Source organism: Kineosporiaceae bacterium SCSIO 59966 (assembly GCA_020881835.1).
Lineage (GTDB): Bacteria > Actinomycetota > Actinomycetes > Actinomycetales > SCSIO-59966 > SCSIO-59966.
Genome location: CP052876.1, coordinates 1,963,856 through 1,981,703, shown reverse-complemented (window position 1 = coordinate 1,981,703; position 17,848 = coordinate 1,963,856). Strand labels below are relative to the sequence as shown.

Below are 17,848 nucleotides of genomic sequence, written 5' to 3'. Positions count from 1 at the left end.
GTCTCGGCTCACGAGAAGCAACCCTTTGTCGCGCTTTGTCATTAGGACGCCATGGAGGCCCGCGGGACCAAGCGCTTTCCGCACTTCCGGACTGCGCGGAAAGGACTTCTCCCTCCCCTCGCGCACGAATACTCCCACTAAGGAGCTGCGGGCAAGCTTAAGCCCATCGCCGATCTCTACTAGATCGCTGGTTCGGTAGAGTGACATGGCAAAGGAGCGTTCGTAGTTTTCTGAGATTGGGAACGTAGCCTCGCCAGCCTGGCGCAGGCCTTCCGGGACGTCGTTCAGCTGCTTGCTTGTCGGATGTCCTCAGTTCGGGCATCTTCGATGCGGGAAGAACGTTTGGCCCCGTCAACGGTGAATCGGACGCATTAGTTGTGCAGGCGACAGTAAGCAGGGCAGCAAGTATGACGATGATCAGTTCACGCACCCGCAGTGTCACTTTGCAGTTCCTACCGGACGCTTCCGATTGCGATCATGCAAAAAGAATTCAAGAATGAATACGATGGCTACGCTCGCCACTAGCATGTTTAGTGGGTAGAAGAAGCTTGTAGGACTGACGACGACGAGCAGCATCGCGCATGCCATGCGCAAACTATGGCGTCCTCGCACTGACGAGCCAGCGATTGCGAGCCCAACCGTCGCGATTACTGCGGCTCCCACCATTAGCAGACGGCCGGTCGTGCTTGTTGTCTCAGCAGTAGCAGCTACCCACCATCCAGTGATCACGGTCAGGGCGGCGACCGCCACAGCCGATATGTAGCCGATCCTTGGTTTATCCATTTTAACCTCTTGGGATTCGGTGCCCTTGCGCATAAAGTGACCACCACGTGTGGGCGCCGCACGCGCTGCTCCGACGTTGCTTACCCGTAACGGTTCGTATTGGCCCAGGTGTCAGTTGCCATGTGCGTGCCTTGGCGGAGTTCGCTCTGTCAGTAGGTCCCCGCGTAGCGGCCGTCGTTGTAGGACGTATTCCTGTTCGTCAGAACCAAGTCTTGGCCAGGCTGAAGGTTGCACCAGAGAAAATCGCTGTGGAAGACGCCGTAAGAGTCCAAGTACGTTGACGAACCGGCGCCCCCGATGTGGCTTGTGGTCCTCGACACTTGCTGCGTCATCATCAAGCAGGAACGGCGTGGCCTGCTCGCCCTGCACGGCACGGGTGCCGACCGGTCCATGATCTCCCACCGGCTCTGCCGGTTCTACCGCTGGTGCGCCGACTCCAACCTCCCCCAGGCTCACACCCTGGCGACCACCGTGGAGACCTGGTGGCCCGCCCTGGAGGCGCTTTCGCCAAGGACGTCGTCCGGTAACGCTTGCGGCTGCCGCAACCCAACCAACCACCAGCGCCGCGTACGGTTGTACTGCACCCGAGCCCGACGCCGGAAGCCAGCACGTGTGTCAGCAGCCAGCCCCGTCAAACTTGAAGAGTTCCCCAGAGGCCGATCGCCTCCTCCTCACTCAGCCAAGCACGCGCAAACGGTGATGGCAAGGCCATCGCTAACGAATATTGCTCAGGTTCAGCTCGACTGAACCCGCGGCGCGAAGCTCCGCCGCGACGACAGCCGCCCCGATGATCCCCGCACGGTTGCGCAGCTCAGCCGGCACGATCGGCGTCCGCAGGTCGAGCAGCGGCAGGAACTTCTCGTGCTTCTTGCTGACTCCGCCGCCGACGACGATGAGGTCCGGCCACAGCAGGTCCTCGAGCACCGAGTAGAACCGCTGCAGCCGCTTCGCCCACTGCTCCCACGAGAGGTCCTCGCGCTCACGGGCGGAGTCCGCCGCCCGTGTCTCCGCGTCGTGTCCGTCGATCTCGAGGTGCCCGAGCTCGGTGTTGGGCACGAGGTGGCCGTCGACGAGCAGGGCACTGCCGATGCCGGTGCCGAGAGTCGTCACCAGGACCACGCCGTCGGTGTCGGCCGCCGCGCCGAACCGGGCCTCGGCGACGCCCGCGGCGTCGGCGTCGTTGAGAACGTGCACCGGGTGACCGGTCGCGCGGCCGAGCACCTCGGCGACGTCGGTGCCGATCCAGGTGTCGTCGACGTTCGCCGCGGTGCGGGCCACCCCGTGCTGGACCACGGCGGGGAACGTGACGCCCACCGCCAGGCCGTGGTCGTCGTCCCCGCCGACCGCCGACACGACGTCCGCGACGACCACGGCGACGGCGTCCGGGGTGCTGGGTCGGGGGGTCTCGATCCGCACCCGCTCACCGGCGAAGTCACCGGCCGTCAGGTCGACCAGTGCTCCCTTGATGCCCGAGCCCCCGATGTCCACCCCGATCGCGCGCGCCGCGTCGGTGTGCGCGCCTCTGCTCACGTCCGGACCTCCTCCGCGCTGGAAGTGAGCACGCTAGCGGTGTGCGGCACTCATGGCAGGGTGAGGATCTCGGCACCGCTGTCGGTGACGAGCAGGGTGTGCTCGAACTGTGCCGAGGGCCGGCGGTCCCTGGTCACCACGGTCCAGCCGTCGTCCCACATCTCCCACTCGTGGGTGCCGAGGCAGAGCATCGGCTCGATCGTGAACGTCATCCCGGGCTCGATGACGTCGGCGTAGTGCGGGGCGGCGTCGTAGTGGGGGACGATCAGGCCGGAGTGGAAGGACGTGCCGATCCCGTGACCGGTGAAGTCCCGGACGACGCCGTACCCGAACCGTCGGGCGTAGGCCTCGATGACGCGGCCGATCACGTTGAGCTCACGGCCGGGCCGCACGGCGCGGATGCCGCGCTCGGTGGCCTCCCTGGTCCGTTCGACGAGCAGGTGCACCTCCTCGTCCACCTCGCCGACCTCGAAGGTGGCGTTGGTGTCCCCGTGGACGCCGATCCCGTCCAGGACGACGTAGGCGGTGATGTCGATGTTGCAGATGTCGCCCTCGGACAGCACGGTCGAGTCGGGGATGCCGTGGCAGATCACCTCGTTGACGCTGGTGCACAACGACTTCGGGAAGCCGCGGTACCCCAGGGTGGAGGGGTAGGCGCCGTGGTCGAGGAGGAACTCGTGGCCGATCCGGTCGAGCTCGTCGGTGGTGACCCCGGGGGCGACGGCGCGGCCGACCTCGGCGAGCGCCTGCGCGGCGAGCCGGCCGGCGACCCGCATCCGCTCGATCACCTCGGGGCTCTTCACCTCCGGACCGGTGTAGGGCGCCGGCGCAGGCCGGTCCACGTACTCCGGGCGCGGCAGACTCTCCGGGACGGCGCGGCGGGGGCCGACGGTGCCGGGTGTCAGCGTGCGCGCCGGGGCGGGTGTGGGCATGCAGCCAGTGTAGGTCGGCGTCATGATCGGCCCGGACGACGGACGACGGACGACGGACGACGGACGACGGACGACGGACGACGGACGACGAGGAGGAGCAGGTGCCCGAGTACTGGTTCAACGTCGAGACCAAGCAGGTCGAGGAGGGTCGCCAGAGCGACTGGTCCGTGCTGATGGGCCCGTACCCGACGCGGGAGGAGGCCGAGCGGGCGCTGGAGACCGCCCGGGCGCGTACCGAGCAGTGGGACGAGGAGGAGCGCCAGTGGGAGGAGTGGGGCGAGCAGGGCCCGCGCAACCCCGAGTGAGGTGCGCGTGAGGTGCGAGTGAGCCACCAGGGCCCGAGGTCCTCTTGTCCCGGTGCCGGTTCGCTGGTCTGCTAGGTGGGGACAGGGAGTCAGGCGGCGTCCGACCGCCCGACCTGCGGAGCGGGCCGGACGCCTCGTACCCGGAGGTGCCCGTGAGCAGTCCCACCCAGTCCGCCTCAGAGGAGCTCGGCAGCGACGCATCGCCTCGGACCGTGCGCGTCTCGCGCGCGGTGCCGACGCCGGTCGAGCGCGTCTGGGAGGTCCTCATCACCGAGCCGGGCACCCAGGCCCTGCTCGGTCGTGGCGCGAGCCTGGGCAGCAAGGGTGATCCCTGGCGTGCCGAGGACGGTACGCACGGCGTGGTCCGCAGCTACCACCCGCTCGAGCAGCTGCGCTTCTCGTGGCACTTCACCGAGGACGACCCGCCGAGCCTGGTGGACGTGCACCTGTCCGCCGAGGGTGAGGGCACCCGGCTGGACGTCGTCCACGAGCGGCTGCACGACGGGGACGACCCGGAGATGCTGCGCCGGCACTGGGAGGTCGCACTGGAGCGGCTCGAGGGCGTCGTCGGCTAGGCCGTCGGCTCACCGGTGCGGCCCAGGACCGCCATCGCGGCGGCCCGCCCCGGGATCCCGCTGACCCCGCCGCCGCGCCGGGCGCCGGCGCCGCAGAGCAGCACCCGCTCGTGCTCGGTCTCCACCCCCCAGCGACCGACCTCCTCGGGGCTCTCCGCCCACGGCCACGCCAGGTCGCCGTGGAAGATGTGGCCGCCGGGCAGGCCGACGTCCCGCTCGAGGTCGACCGGGCTGCGCACCTCCAGGCAGGGACGGCCCTCGGCGTCGGTGAGCAGCAGCTCCTCGACCGGCTCGGCCAGCACGCTGTCGAGGGAGGCCAGGGTGGCCCGCAGGGCCGCCTCGCGGGCGCCGTCCGGGTCCTCCCGGAACAGCCGGGCGGGCATGTGCAGCCCGAACAGGGTCAGGGTGTGCGCCCCGGCGGCTCGCAGACCCGGCCCCAGGATGCTGTCGTCCGACAGTGAGTGGCAGTAGATCTCCGCCGGGGGAGTGGTCGGGACCTGACCGCTCCCGGCCTGCTCGTAGGCCCTCTCGAGCTGGGAGGCGGACTCGTTGACGTGGAAGGTGCCGCCGAACGCCGCGGCCGGCTCGACGTCCTCGAGCGGCCTCGGCAGGCGACGCAGCAGCATGTTGACCTTGAGCTGGGCGCCCTCCGGGGCGAGTGGCGGCGGCGCGCCGTGCGGACCGAGAAGACGCTGCAGGGTCGCCGGGGCACAACCCGCGAGCACGTAGTCGGCGTCCACCGCGTGCTCCCCGTCGGCGTCCCGCCACGTCACCTCGCCCGCGGGGTCGACGCCGATGACCTCCGCACCGGTGCGCAGCACCGCCCCGGCCGACCGGGCGGCGTCCGCCAGCGCATCGCTCACCGCGCCCATGCCGCCGACCGGCACGTCCCAGTCGCCGGTCCCGTTGCCCATGACGTGGTAGAGGAAGCAGCAGTTCTGCACGAGCGAGGAGCTGTGCGCGCTGGCGAACGTGCCGATGAGCGCGTCGGTGAGGACGACGCCGCGCACGACGTCGTGGGTGATCCGCTCCGTGACGACTTCGCCGACCGGCCGCTCGGTGAGGGCTGCCCACATCTCGTCGTCGTCCACGCGCCGGCGCATCTCCTCGGCGCTGACGAGCGGCTCGGTCACGGTCGGCCAGATGCGTCGGGCGGCCCGGCCGATCCGGCCGTAGAGCTCCTGCCAGGCGTCATGGTCAGCGGTGCTGCCGGTGACGGCCTCGAAGGACGCGCGGGTGCGCTGGACGTCGTGGGTGTCGACGAGCAGGCCCGTGCCGGTACCGCGGACGGGGGTGTAGGAGGACCAGCGGCGCCGCACCAGGCGCAGTCCCAGTCCGAGCTCGTCGACCAGCCGGCGGGGCAGCAGCGACACCAAGTAGGAGTACCGCGACAGTCGTGCGTCCAACCCGGGGAAGACAGCGGCGGAGACGGCCGCCCCGCCGACGTGGTCGAGCCGCTCGAGGACCAGCACGCTGCGTCCTGCCCGAGCCAGGTAGGCGGCCGCCGTGAGTCCGTTGTGGCCGGCGCCCACGACGACGGCGTCGTAACGGGAGCGGGCCCTTGTGCTGCGGTCCATCGCCGCAGGCTAGTGCCGGGGCGGTGCCGGGCCCGACACCTTCTCCAGCAGCGCCTCGAGGCGGGTGCGCCAGCCGCGACGCACGGTCGGGGCGTCACCGGCCGCCGCGGACAGCAGGTGCTGGGCGACGTCGAACACCGGTGGCACGTCGGCGGTCAGCCCCGCCGCCAGCAGCGGGCTCGACGCCGCCGGGACGACCATCCGCTCGGCCGCCAGGGCACCGAGCTCGTCGTCCCCGCGGTCCAGACAGACGAGCAGGGCCCCGCGCCGGCGCGCGTCGTCCGCGCGTTCCAGCAGGGGTACCGGTGCCTCGTCCGGGGCGACGACGAGGAGCCTCTCCCCGCGCCGGACCGCCTCGAGCCGGCTCAGGTCCACCGCCAGGTGGGCCGGGGCCCCGGCGGGTACCCGCCAGCGGACCAGGGTCGGGCTGAGGTCGGGCAGAGCGGCGTAGCGGGCTTCCTCGTCGAGGTGCGCGGTCAGGTGCCACGGCTCGTGCTCGGGGGTGCCGACGAGCAGCAGCCCCCCTGCCGCGGGCGATGGCCGGCGCAGCGCCGCGCCGAGCCGGCGGGCGTCCTCGACCAGGGGAGTGCCGGCCAGCAGCTCGGCGAGCAGGTCGGTGCGGGAGCGGTCCACGGCGGGGTGCGTCCTCGACCGTCAGCGGCTCAGCCGCGGCAGCACCTCGCGGCCGAAGACCTCGAGCCACTCCCGCTGGTTGCGTCCGACGTTGTGCAGGTAGATCCGGTCGAAGCCGAGGTCGACGTACCGCTGGATGTGGGCCCGGTGCACGTCGGGGTCGGAGGAGATCACCATCCGGCCCTCGAAGTCCTCCGGCCGGACCAGTCGGGCCATCTGGGCGAAGTCGTGCGGGGAGCGGATGTCGGCCTTGGGGAACTTCATGCCCCCGTTGGGCCACTCGGTCAACGCGTTCTGCAGGGCCTCCTCGTCGGTGGCGGCCCACGACAGGTGCAGCTGCAGGACGCGCGGCATCGTGTCGGGGTCCTTGCCGGCCTCGCGGGCGCCCTCGGCGAACCGGTCGAACAGCCCGCCGATCTTCTCCAGCGGCGCGCCGACGGTGATCAGGCCGTCGGCGTGCCGGCCGGCACGCTTGGCCGTCACCGGCCCCGCCGTCGCGACGAGGATCGGCGGCGCGGTCTCGGGCATCGTCCACAGTCGCGTCGACTCGAGGGTGAAGAACTCCCCGCGGTGCTTGACGTCCTTGCCCTTGAGGGAGCCGTCGAACAGCTTGCGGATGACCTCGATCGCCTCGAACATCCGGTTGATGCGCTCCGGCGCCTCCGGCCAGTACCCGCCTGTGACGTGCTCGTTGAGCGCCTCACCGGAGCCGAGCCCCAACCAGTGCCGCCCCGGGTACATCGCCTCGAGGGTGGCGGAGGCCTGGGCGACCACCGCCGGGTGAAACCGGAACGACGGGCAGGTGACTCCCGGTCCGAGGTCGCCGGTGGTGCGCTCGCCGACGGCTGTCAGCACGTTCCAGACGAACGCCGCCTGCCCCTGCTGCGGGACCCACGGCTGGAAGTGGTCCGCGGCCATGCAGCCGGAGAACCCGTGCTGCTCGGCCAGCGCCGTGTAGTCGACCGCCTCGCGGGGGCCGAACTGCTCGAGCATGGCGGCGTACCCGACGGTCAGGCTCATGGCTCGACGCTAGTACGTGACAGCATCTCAGCGTGCGCGTGGTCTCCCTGGTGCCGTCGCTCACCGAGTCCGTCGCCGTCAGCGCCCCCGGGCTGCTGGTGGGGGCCACGGACTGGTGCACCCATCCGCCGGACCTGGACGTCGTCCGGGTCCGGGGAACCAAGAACCCTGACGTGTCGGCGATCGTCGCGCTCGAGCCCGACCTGGTGCTCGCCAACGCCGAGGAGAACCGGCCGGCGGACCTGGACGCGCTGCGGGACGAGGGCCTGACCGTGCACGTCACCGACATCCGGACGGTGGACGGCGCGCTGGAGTCGCTGGCCGAGGTGCTCGTGCGGTGCGGCGCCGGGCGACCGGCGTGGCTGGACGCCGCGGCCCGGGCCTGGCAGGACGTCGAGCCCGTCGCGCCCCGCCGACTGCGTGCCGTCGTCCCGGTCTGGCGCCGGCCGTGGATGGCCCTGGGGCGGGACACGTTCGCCGGTGACGTGCTGGCCCGGCTGGGCGTGGACAACGTGCTCGCCTCGTCGCCGGAGCGCTACCCGAGGTTCTCCCCGGACGCCGTGGGGCCGGTCGACCTCGTCGTCCTGCCCGACGAGCCGTACCCCTTCGGTCCGGACGACGGTCCGGAGGTGTTCTCCGGCCTGCCGGTCGCGTTCGTCGACGGCCGAATGCTCACCTGGTACGGACCGTCGATGGTCCAGGCGCCGGGGGTGCTGACCGCTCAGCTGCGTGCCGCCCTTGCCTGACGCGGGTGGTCGACGTCAGGGCTGGTTCTCCCGCCATCGGCTGGTCACCGGCAGGCGGCGGTCCCGTCCGAACGCGATCCGGCTGATCTTGGGACCGGGGGCGAACTGGCGCCGCTTCCACTCGGCGCGGTCCACGAGCGTGACCACCGCGTCCACCGTGTCGGCGTCGAAGCCGGCCTCGATCAGCTCACCGCGGCTGCGCGCCTCGGTGACGTACAGCTCCAGCATCGCGTCCAGGACGTCGTACGGCGGCAGGGAGTCCGAGTCCTGCTGACCGGGGCGCAGCTCGGCCGACGGGGCCTTCGTGATGGACGACTCCGGGATCGGCGGGGTCTCACCGCGCTGTTCGGCGCGGGCGTTGCGCCAGCGCGCCAGCTGCCAGACCAGCGTCTTCGGTACGTCCTTGAGCGGGGCGAACCCGCCGACGGTGTCGCCGTACATGGTCGAGTAGCCGACGGACAGCTCGCTCTTGTTACCGGTGGCCAGCACGAGGTGGCCTTCGACGTTCGACAGGCCCATGAGGACGACGCCCCGCACCCGGGCCTGCAGGTTCTCCTCCGCGACCCCCGGCAGCTCCATGCTCGCCAGGAAGCCCTCGACCATCGGGGCGATCGGCACGACGCGGTAGTCCAGCCCGGTGCGGCTGGCCAGGTCGTCCGCGTCGTCCCGGGAGTGCTGGGAGGAGTACGAGCTGGGCAGCGAGACGCCGACGACGTTCTCGGCTCCGAGCGCGTCGACGGCGACCGCGGCCACCAGCGCCGAGTCGATGCCGCCGGACAGGCCGAGAGCCACGGAGCGGAAGCCGTTCTTGCGCACGTAGTCCCGCAGCCCCGTCACGAGGGCCTCGTACACCTCGCCGACGTCGTCGAGGCGCTCGGCGCACGGGTTCTGCTGCGGCTGGTACGGCTCGGCCGGCTCGGTGCTGATCTCGACCAGCCTCACCTCGGGCGGCGGCGTCTGCGGGTCGACGGTCGAGTAGCGCAGGTCGAGGTCGGCGACGAGCAGGTCCTCGGCGAACTGCGGTCCGCGGGCGATGAGCTCCCCGGCGGGGTCGACGACGAGGGAGTCGCCGTCGAAGACCAGGTCGTCCTGGCCGCCGACCATGTTGACGTAGGCGAGCGTGCACCCGGCCTGGGCCGCGTGCCGCCGGACGAGCTCCAGCCGGACGTCGTCCTTGTCCCGCTCGTAGGGGGAGCCGTTGATCACCAGGAGCAGCTCGGCGCCGGCGTCCCTGGTCATGGCGACGGGCCCGCCCTGCTGCCAGATGTCCTCGCAGATGGCGATGGCGACGTCCACCCCGCGTACCCGCACGACGGTGAGCTCGTGGCCGGGCGTGAAGATGCGGAACTCGTCGAAGACGCCGTAGTTCGGCAGGTGGTGCTTGGCGTAGCGGGCCACGACCTGGCCTCCGTGCAGCACCGCGGCGCAGTTCTGCGGCTTGCCGGCCTGGGCGTCCGGCGCGTCGACCGCGCGGTCGAGGTAGCCGACGACGACGGGCAGGTCGCCGTGGCCGTCGGCGACCAGGTCGGCGGCCAACCGGTTCAGCGTGTGCCGGGACGCCTCGACGAACGACGTGCGCAGCGCCAGGTCCTCGACCGGGTAGCCGGTGAGCACCATCTCCGGGAACGCGACCAGGTGCGCTCCGGCGGCAGCGGCCTGGCTGACCCAGTCCCGGACCAGGGCGGCGTTGCCGGCCAGGTCGCCGACGCACGGGTTCACCTGGCCGAGGGCGATGCGTAGCTGCGGCATGACGCGAGAGTAGTGAGGCCCCCGCGGCCTCGCCCGATCTCTGGAGGCCTTCCGGGGTCTCGACCGGCCACGAGACCACGGAAGGCCTCCAGAGATCGCCGACGAGAAGGGGGTGGTGGTAACCGGGGGGAAACACGGGCGTAGCAGGATGCGGTCATGGACAGGCAGCAGGAGTTCGTGCTCCGGTCGATCGAGGAACGGGACATCCGGTTCGTCCGGCTGTGGTTCACCGACGTCCTGGGCTTCCTCAAGTCGGTGGCGGTGGCGCCGGCCGAGCTCGAGGGCGCGTTCGCCGAGGGCATCGGCTTCGACGGCAGCGCCATCGAGGGCCTCGCCCGGGTGCACGAGGCGGACATGCTCGTCCGCCCCGACCCGTCGACGTACCAGGTGCTGCCGTGGCGGGTGTCGGACGACGGTCAGCACGGCACGGCCCGGATGTTCTGCGACGTGCTCACCCCGGACGGCGAGCCGGCCCACGCCGACCCGCGGTTCGTGCTGCGGCGCACCCTGGAGAAGGCCGCCGGGATGGGGTTCACCTTCTACACCCACCCCGAGGTCGAGTTCTACCTGTTCAAGGGGGACCCGGTGCCCGGGACGGAGCCGGTGCCGGTGGACTCCGGCGGCTACTTCGACCACGTGCCGCGGGGCACCGCCCACGACTTCCGCCGGGCGGCGATCACGATGCTGGAGGCGATGGGCATCTCCGTGGAGTTCAGCCACCACGAGGGCGGACCGGGGCAGAACGAGATCGACCTGCGCTACGCCGACGCCCTGTCCACCGCCGACAACATCATGACCTTCCGCACGGTGATCAAGGAGGTGGCGCTGCAGGAGGGCGTGCTCGCGTCCTTCATGCCGAAGCCCCTCGTCGAGCACCCCGGCAGCGGCATGCACACCCACCTGTCCCTGTTCGAGGGGGACACGAACGCCTTCTACGAGGCCGGAGCCCGCTACCAGCTGAGCCGTACCGGTCGGCAGTTCATCGCCGGCCTGCTCCGGCACGCACCCGAGATCACCGCGGTGACGAACCAGTTCGTCAACTCCTACAAGCGATTGTGGGGCGGCGGGGAGGCGCCGTCCTACGTCTGCTGGGGGCACAACAACCGCTCCGCGCTCATCCGGGTGCCGATGTACAAGCCCGGCAAGGCGAACTCCGTGCGGGTGGAGTACCGGGCGCTCGACGCGGCGGCGAACCCCTACCTCGCCTACGCCGTCCTGCTCGCCGCCGGGCTGCGCGGCATCGAGCAGGGGTACGACCTGCCCGAGGGCGCCGAGGACGACGTGTGGGCGCTGACCGACGCCGAGCGCCGTGCCCTGGGCATCGCGCCGCTGCCGGCCAGCCTCGACCACGCCATCGCGATCATGGAGGAGTCCGAGCTCGTCGCCGAGACGCTCGGTGAAGGCGTCTTCGACTTCTTCCTGCGCAACAAGCGCCAGGAGTGGGCCGACTACCGCCACCAGGTGACGCCGTACGAGCTGCGGCGCTACCTGCCGGTGCTGTGAGCAGCCGGCGCGTCCTCGTCGTCCAGCACGAGGACCGGGTGCCGCTCGGCCGGCTTGACCTCCACGGGGTGGACGTCGACGTCGTCCGGCCCGACCGCGGCGACCCGCTGCCGGACCGGCTCACCGACCACGACGGCCTGGTCGTGCTCGGGGGTCGGGTGGCCGCGTGGGAGGACGACGTGGCGCCGTGGCTGCCCGCCACCCGGGACCTGCTGGCCCGCGCGGTGGCGGACGACGTCCCGGTCCTCGGCGTGTGCCTCGGCGCCCAGCTGCTCGCCCTGGCCACCGGCGGGTCCGTCCGCCGCGGGGCGGCCGGGTCGGAGACCGGGGTCGTGGAGGTCACCGCTACCCCGGACGCCGCGGACGACGCGCTGGTCGGCGGTCTCGGCCCCAGCTGGCTGGCGGCGCAGTCCCACCGGGACGCCGTCACCGCGCTGCCGGGCGGCGCGGTGCTGCTCGCCGGCTCGGCGGCCTACCCGCACCAGGCGTTCCGGCTCGGTAGGGCGGCCTGGGGCGTGCAGTACCACCCTGAGGTCACGCTGGAGGTCCTCGCCGACTGGCTGAGGGACCAGCAGGACGTCCTCGCCCTGCGCGGCAGGACGGTCCACGAGGTCCTCGCCGAGGCGGAGGCGGCCGACGAGCGGCTGGCGGCCCTCGCCGCCGCCCACGGCCAGGCCTTCGCCCGGGTCGTGGCCGAACGAGCCGCAGCCTGACCCCTGGTTACGGTGGCCGGGTGAGCGCAGCCACCGGACGCCCGCGCAGCCGGACCGGACGGCTGGCCCGGCTCGGCTTCACCGACGCCGAGCGGGCTGGGCGGCTGCTCGCTGACCCGGTCCTGCGACCGCTCCTGGACCCCAGCAGCGGCGAGCCCGACGAGGAGCTGCTCACCGCGCTGGGCGCGACCGCGGACCCCGAGCTGGCCCTGCTCGGCCTCCTGCGCCTGCTCGAGGCCTGCGGGCAGGACCGCGACCTGGCCCGGGTGCTGCGCGACGGCGGGGCCGCCCGCGACCGGCTGCTCGCGGTGCTGGGGGCTTCCGCCGCTCTGGCCGACCACCTGAGCCGGCACCCGGAGCACTGGCGCGTGCTCGAGGACGACACCGCCACACCCGCAGACCCGCGGACTGACCTGCTCCTCGCCGTCGGCGCCGACCCGCAGGCCGCCGAGCCGGTGGCGGCGGCGGCCGGACAGCCCGGCTACGACCTGATGCGGACGGCCTACCGGCGCCGGCTGCTCGCCCTGGCCGGACGCGACCTCACCGCCGCCGACCCGGTGGCCGTCGTGGACGACGTCGCCGCCGCCCTGGCCGACCTCGCCGCCGCGGCCCTGGAGGCGGGTCTGGCCCTCGCCCGCGCCGAGCTGGGTGAGGACGCCCGCGACGCCCGGCTCGCCGTCGTGGCGATGGGCAAGACCGGCGGACGGGAGCTCAACTACGTCAGCGACGTCGACGTGGTCTACGTCGCCGAGCCGGCCGACGGTGTCGAGGAGGAGCGTGCCCTGGAGGTCGCCGCCCGGCTGGCCACCGGGATGGCGCGCGCCTGCTCCGGCCCCACCGGAGAGGGGGCACTGTGGCCGGTGGACGCCGCACTGCGCCCGGAGGGCCGCAACGGCCCGCTGGTCCGGACGCTGGCCAGTCACGTCGCCTACTACGAGCGCTGGGCCCGGACGTGGGAGTTCCAGGCGCTGCTCAAGGCCCGGCCGGTGGCCGGGGACGCCGACCTCGGTCGCGCCTACGTCGAGGCGATCACGCCGATGGTGTGGCGGGCCGCCGAACGGGACGGGTTCGTCGCCGACGTCCAGGCCATGCGCCGGCGGGTGGAGGAGCACGTCCCGTCCCGGCAGGCCGACCGCCAGCTCAAGCTGGGTGCGGGCGGGCTGCGCGACGTCGAGTTCACCGTCCAGCTGCTCCAGCTGGTGCACGGGCGCACCGACGACCGGCTGCGCAGCGGGAACACGCTCGAGGCGCTGGAGGCGCTGTCCCGCACCGGCTACGTCGGTCGGGACGACGCCGCGGACCTGGACCTGGCCTACCGCTGGCTGCGGGTGCTCGAGCACCGGCTGCAGCTGCACCGGCTGCGCCGGACGCACCTGCTGCCGACCGGGCGGGAGGAGCTGCGCCGCCTCGCCCGGGCCTGTGGTCTGCGGGACGCCGACACCCTGGAGCGGCAGTGGCAGCAGACGCGCCGAGAGGTACGCCGGCTGCACGAGCGGCTGTTCTACCGTCCGCTGCTGGCGGCCGCGGCCCGGCTGTCGACCGACGAGGTACGGCTCACCCCGGAGGCGGCCCGCTCCCGGCTGCAGGCTCTGGGCTACGTCGACCCGGCCGGCGCGCTGCACCACCTCACGGCGTTGACCGAGGGTGTCAGCCGCCGGGCCGCCATCCAGCGTCAGCTGCTGCCCGTGCTGCTCGGCTGGTTCGCCGACGGAGCCGACCCGGACGCCGGACTGCTCGCCTTCCGCCGGGTCAGCGACGAGCTGGGCGCGACGCACTGGTACCTCAAGATGCTCCGCGACTCCGGTGCCGCGGCCGAGCGGCTGGCGCACGTCCTGTCGGGCAGCCGGCTCGTCGCCGAGCTGCTCGAGAAGGAGGCCGAGGCGACCCGATGGCTCGGCTCGGACGAGTCGCTGCGTCCGCCAGGGCGGGAGGCCCTGCTCACCGAGGCCCGCACCGCCGCCGACCGCCAGCAGGACCCGCGCGCAGCGGTCGCCGTCGCCCGCGGCATCCGGACCCGGGAGGTGCTCCGGACGGCGATCGCCGACGTCGTCGGCCTGCTGGACGACGACGCCGTGGCCGAAGCGCTCACCGACGCCACCGTCGTCGCGCTCGACGTCGGGCTGCGGGCCGCCGTCCGCGTCGTGGAGGAACGCACCGCTGGGCCGTTGCCGACCTCGGTGAGCGTCGTCGGGATGGGCCGGCTCGGCGGCGGTGAGCTCGGGTACGGCAGCGACGCCGACGTCGTCGTCGTGCACCGGCCGCTGCCCGGTGCGCCGGAGGCGCTGGCTCAGGAGGCGGCGGTCGCGACGGTGACCGAGCTGCAGCGGCTGCTGACCGCCGCGGGGCCGGACCTGCCGGTCGGGATCGACACCGGCCTGCGGCCGGAGGGCCGTAACGGACCCGTCGCCCGGACACTGGACTCCTACGCCGAGTACTACCGGCGGTGGGCCCAGCCCTGGGAGCGGCAGGCCCTGCTGCGCGCCGTGCCGGTGGCCGGGGACGAGGCGCTGGCCGGGGCGTTCACGGAGCTCGTCGACCCGCTGCGCTACCCCGTCGGCGGCCTGGACGCCGCAGCGGTCCGGGAGATCCGCCGGGTCAAGGCCAGGGTGGAGCGGGAGCGGATCCCCCGTGGGCGGGACCCGCGCCGGCACCTGAAGCTCGGCCCCGGTGGTCTGGCGGACGTCGAGTGGGTGGCCCAGCTGCTCCAGCTCCGGCACGCCGCCGCCGTGCCTGCCCTGCGGACGCCGTCGACGACCGCTGCCCTCGCCGCCGCCTCGGCCGCGGCCCTGCTCGACCCGGACGACGCCGCGGTGCTCACGGAGGCCTGGCGGTCGGCGTCCCGGATCCGCAACGCCGCCGCCCTGTGGCGAGGGCGGCCGACGGACGTGCTCCCGGAGTCGCGGCGCGACCTCGAGGGCGTCGCCCGACTGCTCGGCTACCCCCCCGGCGCGGCGGCCGACCTCGAGGAGGACCACCTGCGCTGCGCCCGGCGCGCCCGAGCGGTGATGGAGCGCGTCTTCTACGGCTGACCGGGCGCGGCGGACCTGCCGGGGACAGGTCCTCGGTCCGTCCAGGTCGGGACTTCCGGCAGGTACCCCCCGTGGTATCCGGGCCTAGGTTCGTCACCGAAGGAGGTCCGCGATGAGGCGTCTGGTCGTCCTAGGTGCTGGTACCGCCGGCACGATGGTCGTGAACAAGCTCCGCAAGCGGCTCGGTGAGCAGTGGAGCATCACCGTCGTCGAGCAGAGCGAGGTGCACTACTACCAACCGGGGTACCTGTTCCTGCCGTTCGGCACCTACGAGCCCGAGCAGGTTCTCAAGCCCACCCGGAAGTTCATCCCCGAGGGCGTCGACTTCGTCCGCGGCGAGATCGACCGCGTGCTGCCCGAGGAGGACGTCGTGGTCCTCGCCGACGGCCGCCGGGTGCCGTACGACTACCTCGTCGTCGCCACCGGCACGAGCCCGCGACCCGACCAGACCCCGGGGATGCTCGACGGCGGGCAGTGGCACCGCAGCGTGCACGAGTTCTACAGCTTCGACGGCGCGATGGCCCTGCGCGAGGCGCTGCGGGGCTTCACCGGTGGCCGGCTCGTCGTCCACGTCACCGAGATGCCGATCAAGTGCCCGGTGGCGCCGCTGGAGTTCGTCTTCCTGGCGGACTCCTACCTGCGCCGGCGAGGGATCCGCGACCAGGTCGAGCTCGTCTACGCGACCCCGCTGCCCGGCGCGTTCACCAAGCCGATCGCCAGCGAGGCGCTGGGCCACCTCCTGGAGGACAAGAAGATCCTCCTCGAGAGCGACTTCATGATCGAGCGCGTCGACGCGGACAGCAGGGCGATCGTCTCGTTCGACGAGCGGGAGGTGCCCTTCGACCTCCTCGTCACCGTGCCGCTCAACATGGGCGCCGACTACGTGGCCCGCTCCGGCATGGGGGACGAGCTCAACTACGTGCCGGTCGACAAGCACACCCTGTTGTCGACCACCTACGACAACGTGTTCGCCCTCGGCGACGCGTCGAACATCCCCGCCTCCAAGGCCGGTGCAGTCGCGCACTTCGCCGTCGAGGTGTTCGTGGAGAACTTCGTCCAGCACATCGCCGGGCACCCGATGACGCACGAGTTCGACGGCCACGCGAACTGCTTCATCGAGTCCGGCGACGGCAAGGCGCTGCTCATCGACTTCAACTACGACACCGAGCCGCTGCGTGGGACGTTCCCGCTGCCGAAGGTGGGCCCGATGCGGCTGCTCGAGGAGAGCCGCATCAACCACATGGGCAAGCTCGCGTTCCGGCACATGTACTGGAACCTGCTGCTGCCCGGTCACCGCCTGCCGGTGCCCACCCTCATGTCCATGTCGGGCAAGATCGTCGAGAACCAGGAGTCCTGAACCATGCCTGTCACCACAATCGCCGGCCACGACGTGCACGTCGACGACGAGGGCTTCCTCACCTCTCCGCAGGAGTGGAGCCCCGAGCTGGCCCGCACCCTCGCCCAGAACATCGGCATCGAGCTCACCGACGAGCACATGAAGGTCATCGAGTTCCTGCGCAAGGACTACGCGCAGACGGGGGAGACGGCGACCATCCGCCGCGTCCAGACGGTCGGCGGGTTCCCCACCAAGCAGCTGTTCCAGCTCTTCCCGAAGAAGCCGGCGAAGAAGATGGCCTACATCGCCGGACTCCCCAAGCCGCACGGCTGCGTCTGAGCCGGCACCACCGCCTCGAGAGGACCCGCGTCATGACCGCCACGCAGACCCAGCCCGTCGTCCCGTCGTTCGACGACGAGGAGACCGGCCGCAAGCTCGCCATCATCATCTCCAAGGGCACGCTCGACATGGCCTACCCGGGACTCGTCCTGGGCAACGCCGCCCTCGGGGAAGGCGTCGAGGTCGACCTGTTCTTCACCTTCTGGGGGTTCGACCTCATCACCAGGAAGACCATGCACGACCTGAAGTTCACGATGCTCGGGAACACCGCGACGCACATGCCCCAGGGACTGGGCGGGCTGCCGGGGATGACCACCCTGGCCACCTCCCGGCTCAAGCGCTCCATCGCCGAGGTGGGGGTCCCCGAGGTGCCGGACTTCCTCGAGCTGGTCAAGGACTCCGGCGCCCGGCTGTGGGCCTGCCGGATGAGCGCGGACATGAACCACATCACCGAGGCCGACCTCTACGAGGGCGTGGACGGGATCATCTCCGCCGCCGACTTCATCGAGAAGACCGAGGGCGCCCAGCTGCTCTTCATCTGAACCCTCGCAGAGCGACCGGGCCGCGACCCGGCTCCGGTCACGACGAAGGAGAGACCGACCGTGGACTCCATGGCCGTCCGCCCGCTGGGCGGGGACAGGTACGCGATCGACATCCGGGGCCACGAGGTGGTCGTCGACCAGCCAGCGGCGCTCGGGGGCGGGGACACCGCGCCCACGCCGACCGAGCTGTTCCTCGCCGGCCTCGCCTCCTGCGTCGCCTTCTACACGGGCCGCTTCTGCGACCGGCACGGCATCGACCGGGACGGTCTCGCCGTCCACCTCGACTGGGAGCTGGCCACCGACCGGCCGGCCCGGGTCGGGACCGTCCGGGTCCGTGTCACGCCACCGGTCGCGCTCCCGGCGGACCGGCGGGACCGCTTCGCCGCGGTGGCCGGCGGCTGCACCGTGCACCACACCCTGGAGCACCCTCCGGAGATCGAGCTGTCGGTGGTCGAGGTGGCGCCGACAGACCCCTGATCCCGGAGGGGAGAGGACGGCGGTGGCCGCGTCCCTCGGACGCGGCCACCGCCGTCGCA

Annotated in this window: 17 protein-coding genes; 10 read left to right on the top strand and 7 right to left on the bottom strand. The window is 72.0% G+C overall.

The features are described from left to right. Window positions 1-438 precede the first annotated feature (438 nt). The 3 genes from HJG43_09180 to map form a co-directional block, all read right to left on the bottom strand. The gene (locus HJG43_09180) at window positions 439-816 is read right to left on the bottom strand and encodes a hypothetical protein (protein UER54687.1); all 378 of its coding nucleotides are present in this window, start codon (window positions 814-816) and stop codon (window positions 439-441) included. A gap of 681 nt (window positions 817-1,497) precedes the next feature. Beyond that, window positions 1,498-2,277, bottom strand: a complete 780-nt coding sequence (locus HJG43_09175) for an ROK family protein (protein ID UER55854.1) — start codon at window positions 2,275-2,277, stop codon at window positions 1,498-1,500. A gap of 86 nt (window positions 2,278-2,363) precedes the next feature. Then, on the bottom strand, window positions 2,364-3,245 hold the full coding sequence (gene map / locus HJG43_09170; protein ID UER54686.1) for a type I methionyl aminopeptidase: 882 nt from the start codon (window positions 3,243-3,245) through the stop codon (window positions 2,364-2,366). 101 nt (window positions 3,246-3,346) lie between these two features. Here map and HJG43_09165 point away from each other — a divergent pair, with 101 nt between their 5' ends. Further along, window positions 3,347-3,550 (top strand): SPOR domain-containing protein, encoded by a 204-nt coding sequence (locus HJG43_09165; GenBank protein ID UER54685.1) that lies wholly within the window; start codon window positions 3,347-3,349, stop codon window positions 3,548-3,550. A gap of 152 nt (window positions 3,551-3,702) precedes the next feature. After that, window positions 3,703-4,125 carry an SRPBCC domain-containing protein gene (locus HJG43_09160; protein UER54684.1) on the top strand — a complete coding sequence of 141 codons (423 nt, stop codon included), beginning with the start codon at window positions 3,703-3,705 and terminating at the stop codon, window positions 4,123-4,125. Here the strand turns inward: HJG43_09160 and HJG43_09155 are convergent. From HJG43_09155 to HJG43_09145, 3 genes are read right to left on the bottom strand one after another with little or no spacing between them, the layout of a single operon-like run. Beyond that, the gene (locus HJG43_09155) at window positions 4,122-5,702 is read right to left on the bottom strand and encodes an NAD(P)/FAD-dependent oxidoreductase (protein ID UER54683.1); all 1,581 of its coding nucleotides are present in this window, start codon (window positions 5,700-5,702) and stop codon (window positions 4,122-4,124) included. The genes HJG43_09160 and HJG43_09155 overlap by 4 nt on opposite strands. Before the next feature lie 9 nt (window positions 5,703-5,711). Continuing rightward, window positions 5,712-6,335 (bottom strand): hypothetical protein, encoded by a 624-nt coding sequence (locus HJG43_09150; GenBank protein ID UER54682.1) that lies wholly within the window; start codon window positions 6,333-6,335, stop codon window positions 5,712-5,714. A gap of 21 nt (window positions 6,336-6,356) precedes the next feature. Continuing rightward, a complete protein-coding gene (locus tag HJG43_09145) occupies window positions 6,357-7,355 on the bottom strand; it encodes a TIGR03557 family F420-dependent LLM class oxidoreductase (GenBank protein UER54681.1) in 999 nt (332 codons plus the stop codon). Window positions 7,356-7,387: 32 nt separating this feature from the next. On the opposite strand from HJG43_09145, the gene HJG43_09140 reads away from it, so the two are divergent. Further along, the gene (locus HJG43_09140) at window positions 7,388-8,101 is read left to right on the top strand and encodes a cobalamin-binding protein (GenBank protein UER54680.1); all 714 of its coding nucleotides are present in this window, start codon (window positions 7,388-7,390) and stop codon (window positions 8,099-8,101) included. 15 nt (window positions 8,102-8,116) lie between these two features. On the opposite strand, the gene HJG43_09135 is transcribed toward HJG43_09140, so the two are convergent. Continuing rightward, window positions 8,117-9,850 carry an NAD+ synthase gene (locus tag HJG43_09135; protein ID UER54679.1) on the bottom strand — a complete coding sequence of 578 codons (1,734 nt, stop codon included), beginning with the start codon at window positions 9,848-9,850 and terminating at the stop codon, window positions 8,117-8,119. Window positions 9,851-10,006: 156 nt separating this feature from the next. Between HJG43_09135 and glnA the strand changes: the two genes are divergently transcribed. The 7 genes from glnA (at window position 10,007) to HJG43_09100 (ending at window position 17,789) form a co-directional block, all read left to right on the top strand. Then, a complete protein-coding gene (gene glnA, locus HJG43_09130; protein UER54678.1) occupies window positions 10,007-11,353 on the top strand; it encodes a type I glutamate--ammonia ligase in 1,347 nt (448 codons plus the stop codon). Next, the gene (locus HJG43_09125) at window positions 11,350-12,066 is read left to right on the top strand and encodes a type 1 glutamine amidotransferase (GenBank protein ID UER54677.1); all 717 of its coding nucleotides are present in this window, start codon (window positions 11,350-11,352) and stop codon (window positions 12,064-12,066) included. The genes glnA and HJG43_09125 overlap by 4 nt, the downstream gene beginning before the upstream one ends. A 20-nt stretch (window positions 12,067-12,086) precedes the next feature. Further along, window positions 12,087-15,095, top strand: coding sequence for a bifunctional [glutamine synthetase] adenylyltransferase/[glutamine synthetase]-adenylyl-L-tyrosine phosphorylase (locus HJG43_09120; protein UER54676.1), 3,009 nt, complete (start codon window positions 12,087-12,089; stop codon window positions 15,093-15,095). A 112-nt stretch (window positions 15,096-15,207) separates the two neighbouring features. Then, window positions 15,208-16,452 (top strand): NAD(P)/FAD-dependent oxidoreductase, encoded by a 1,245-nt coding sequence (locus tag HJG43_09115; GenBank protein ID UER54675.1) that lies wholly within the window; start codon window positions 15,208-15,210, stop codon window positions 16,450-16,452. Between the two features lie 3 nt (window positions 16,453-16,455). Next, window positions 16,456-16,770 carry a TusE/DsrC/DsvC family sulfur relay protein gene (locus tag HJG43_09110; GenBank protein ID UER54674.1) on the top strand — a complete coding sequence of 105 codons (315 nt, stop codon included), beginning with the start codon at window positions 16,456-16,458 and terminating at the stop codon, window positions 16,768-16,770. Between the two features lie 32 nt (window positions 16,771-16,802). Next, window positions 16,803-17,312, top strand: coding sequence for a hypothetical protein (locus tag HJG43_09105; GenBank protein ID UER54673.1), 510 nt, complete (start codon window positions 16,803-16,805; stop codon window positions 17,310-17,312). Between the two features lie 69 nt (window positions 17,313-17,381). Then, entirely contained in the window at window positions 17,382-17,789 is a 408-nt protein-coding gene (locus tag HJG43_09100) for an OsmC family protein (protein UER55853.1), read from the top strand. Window positions 17,790-17,848 lie beyond the last annotated feature (59 nt).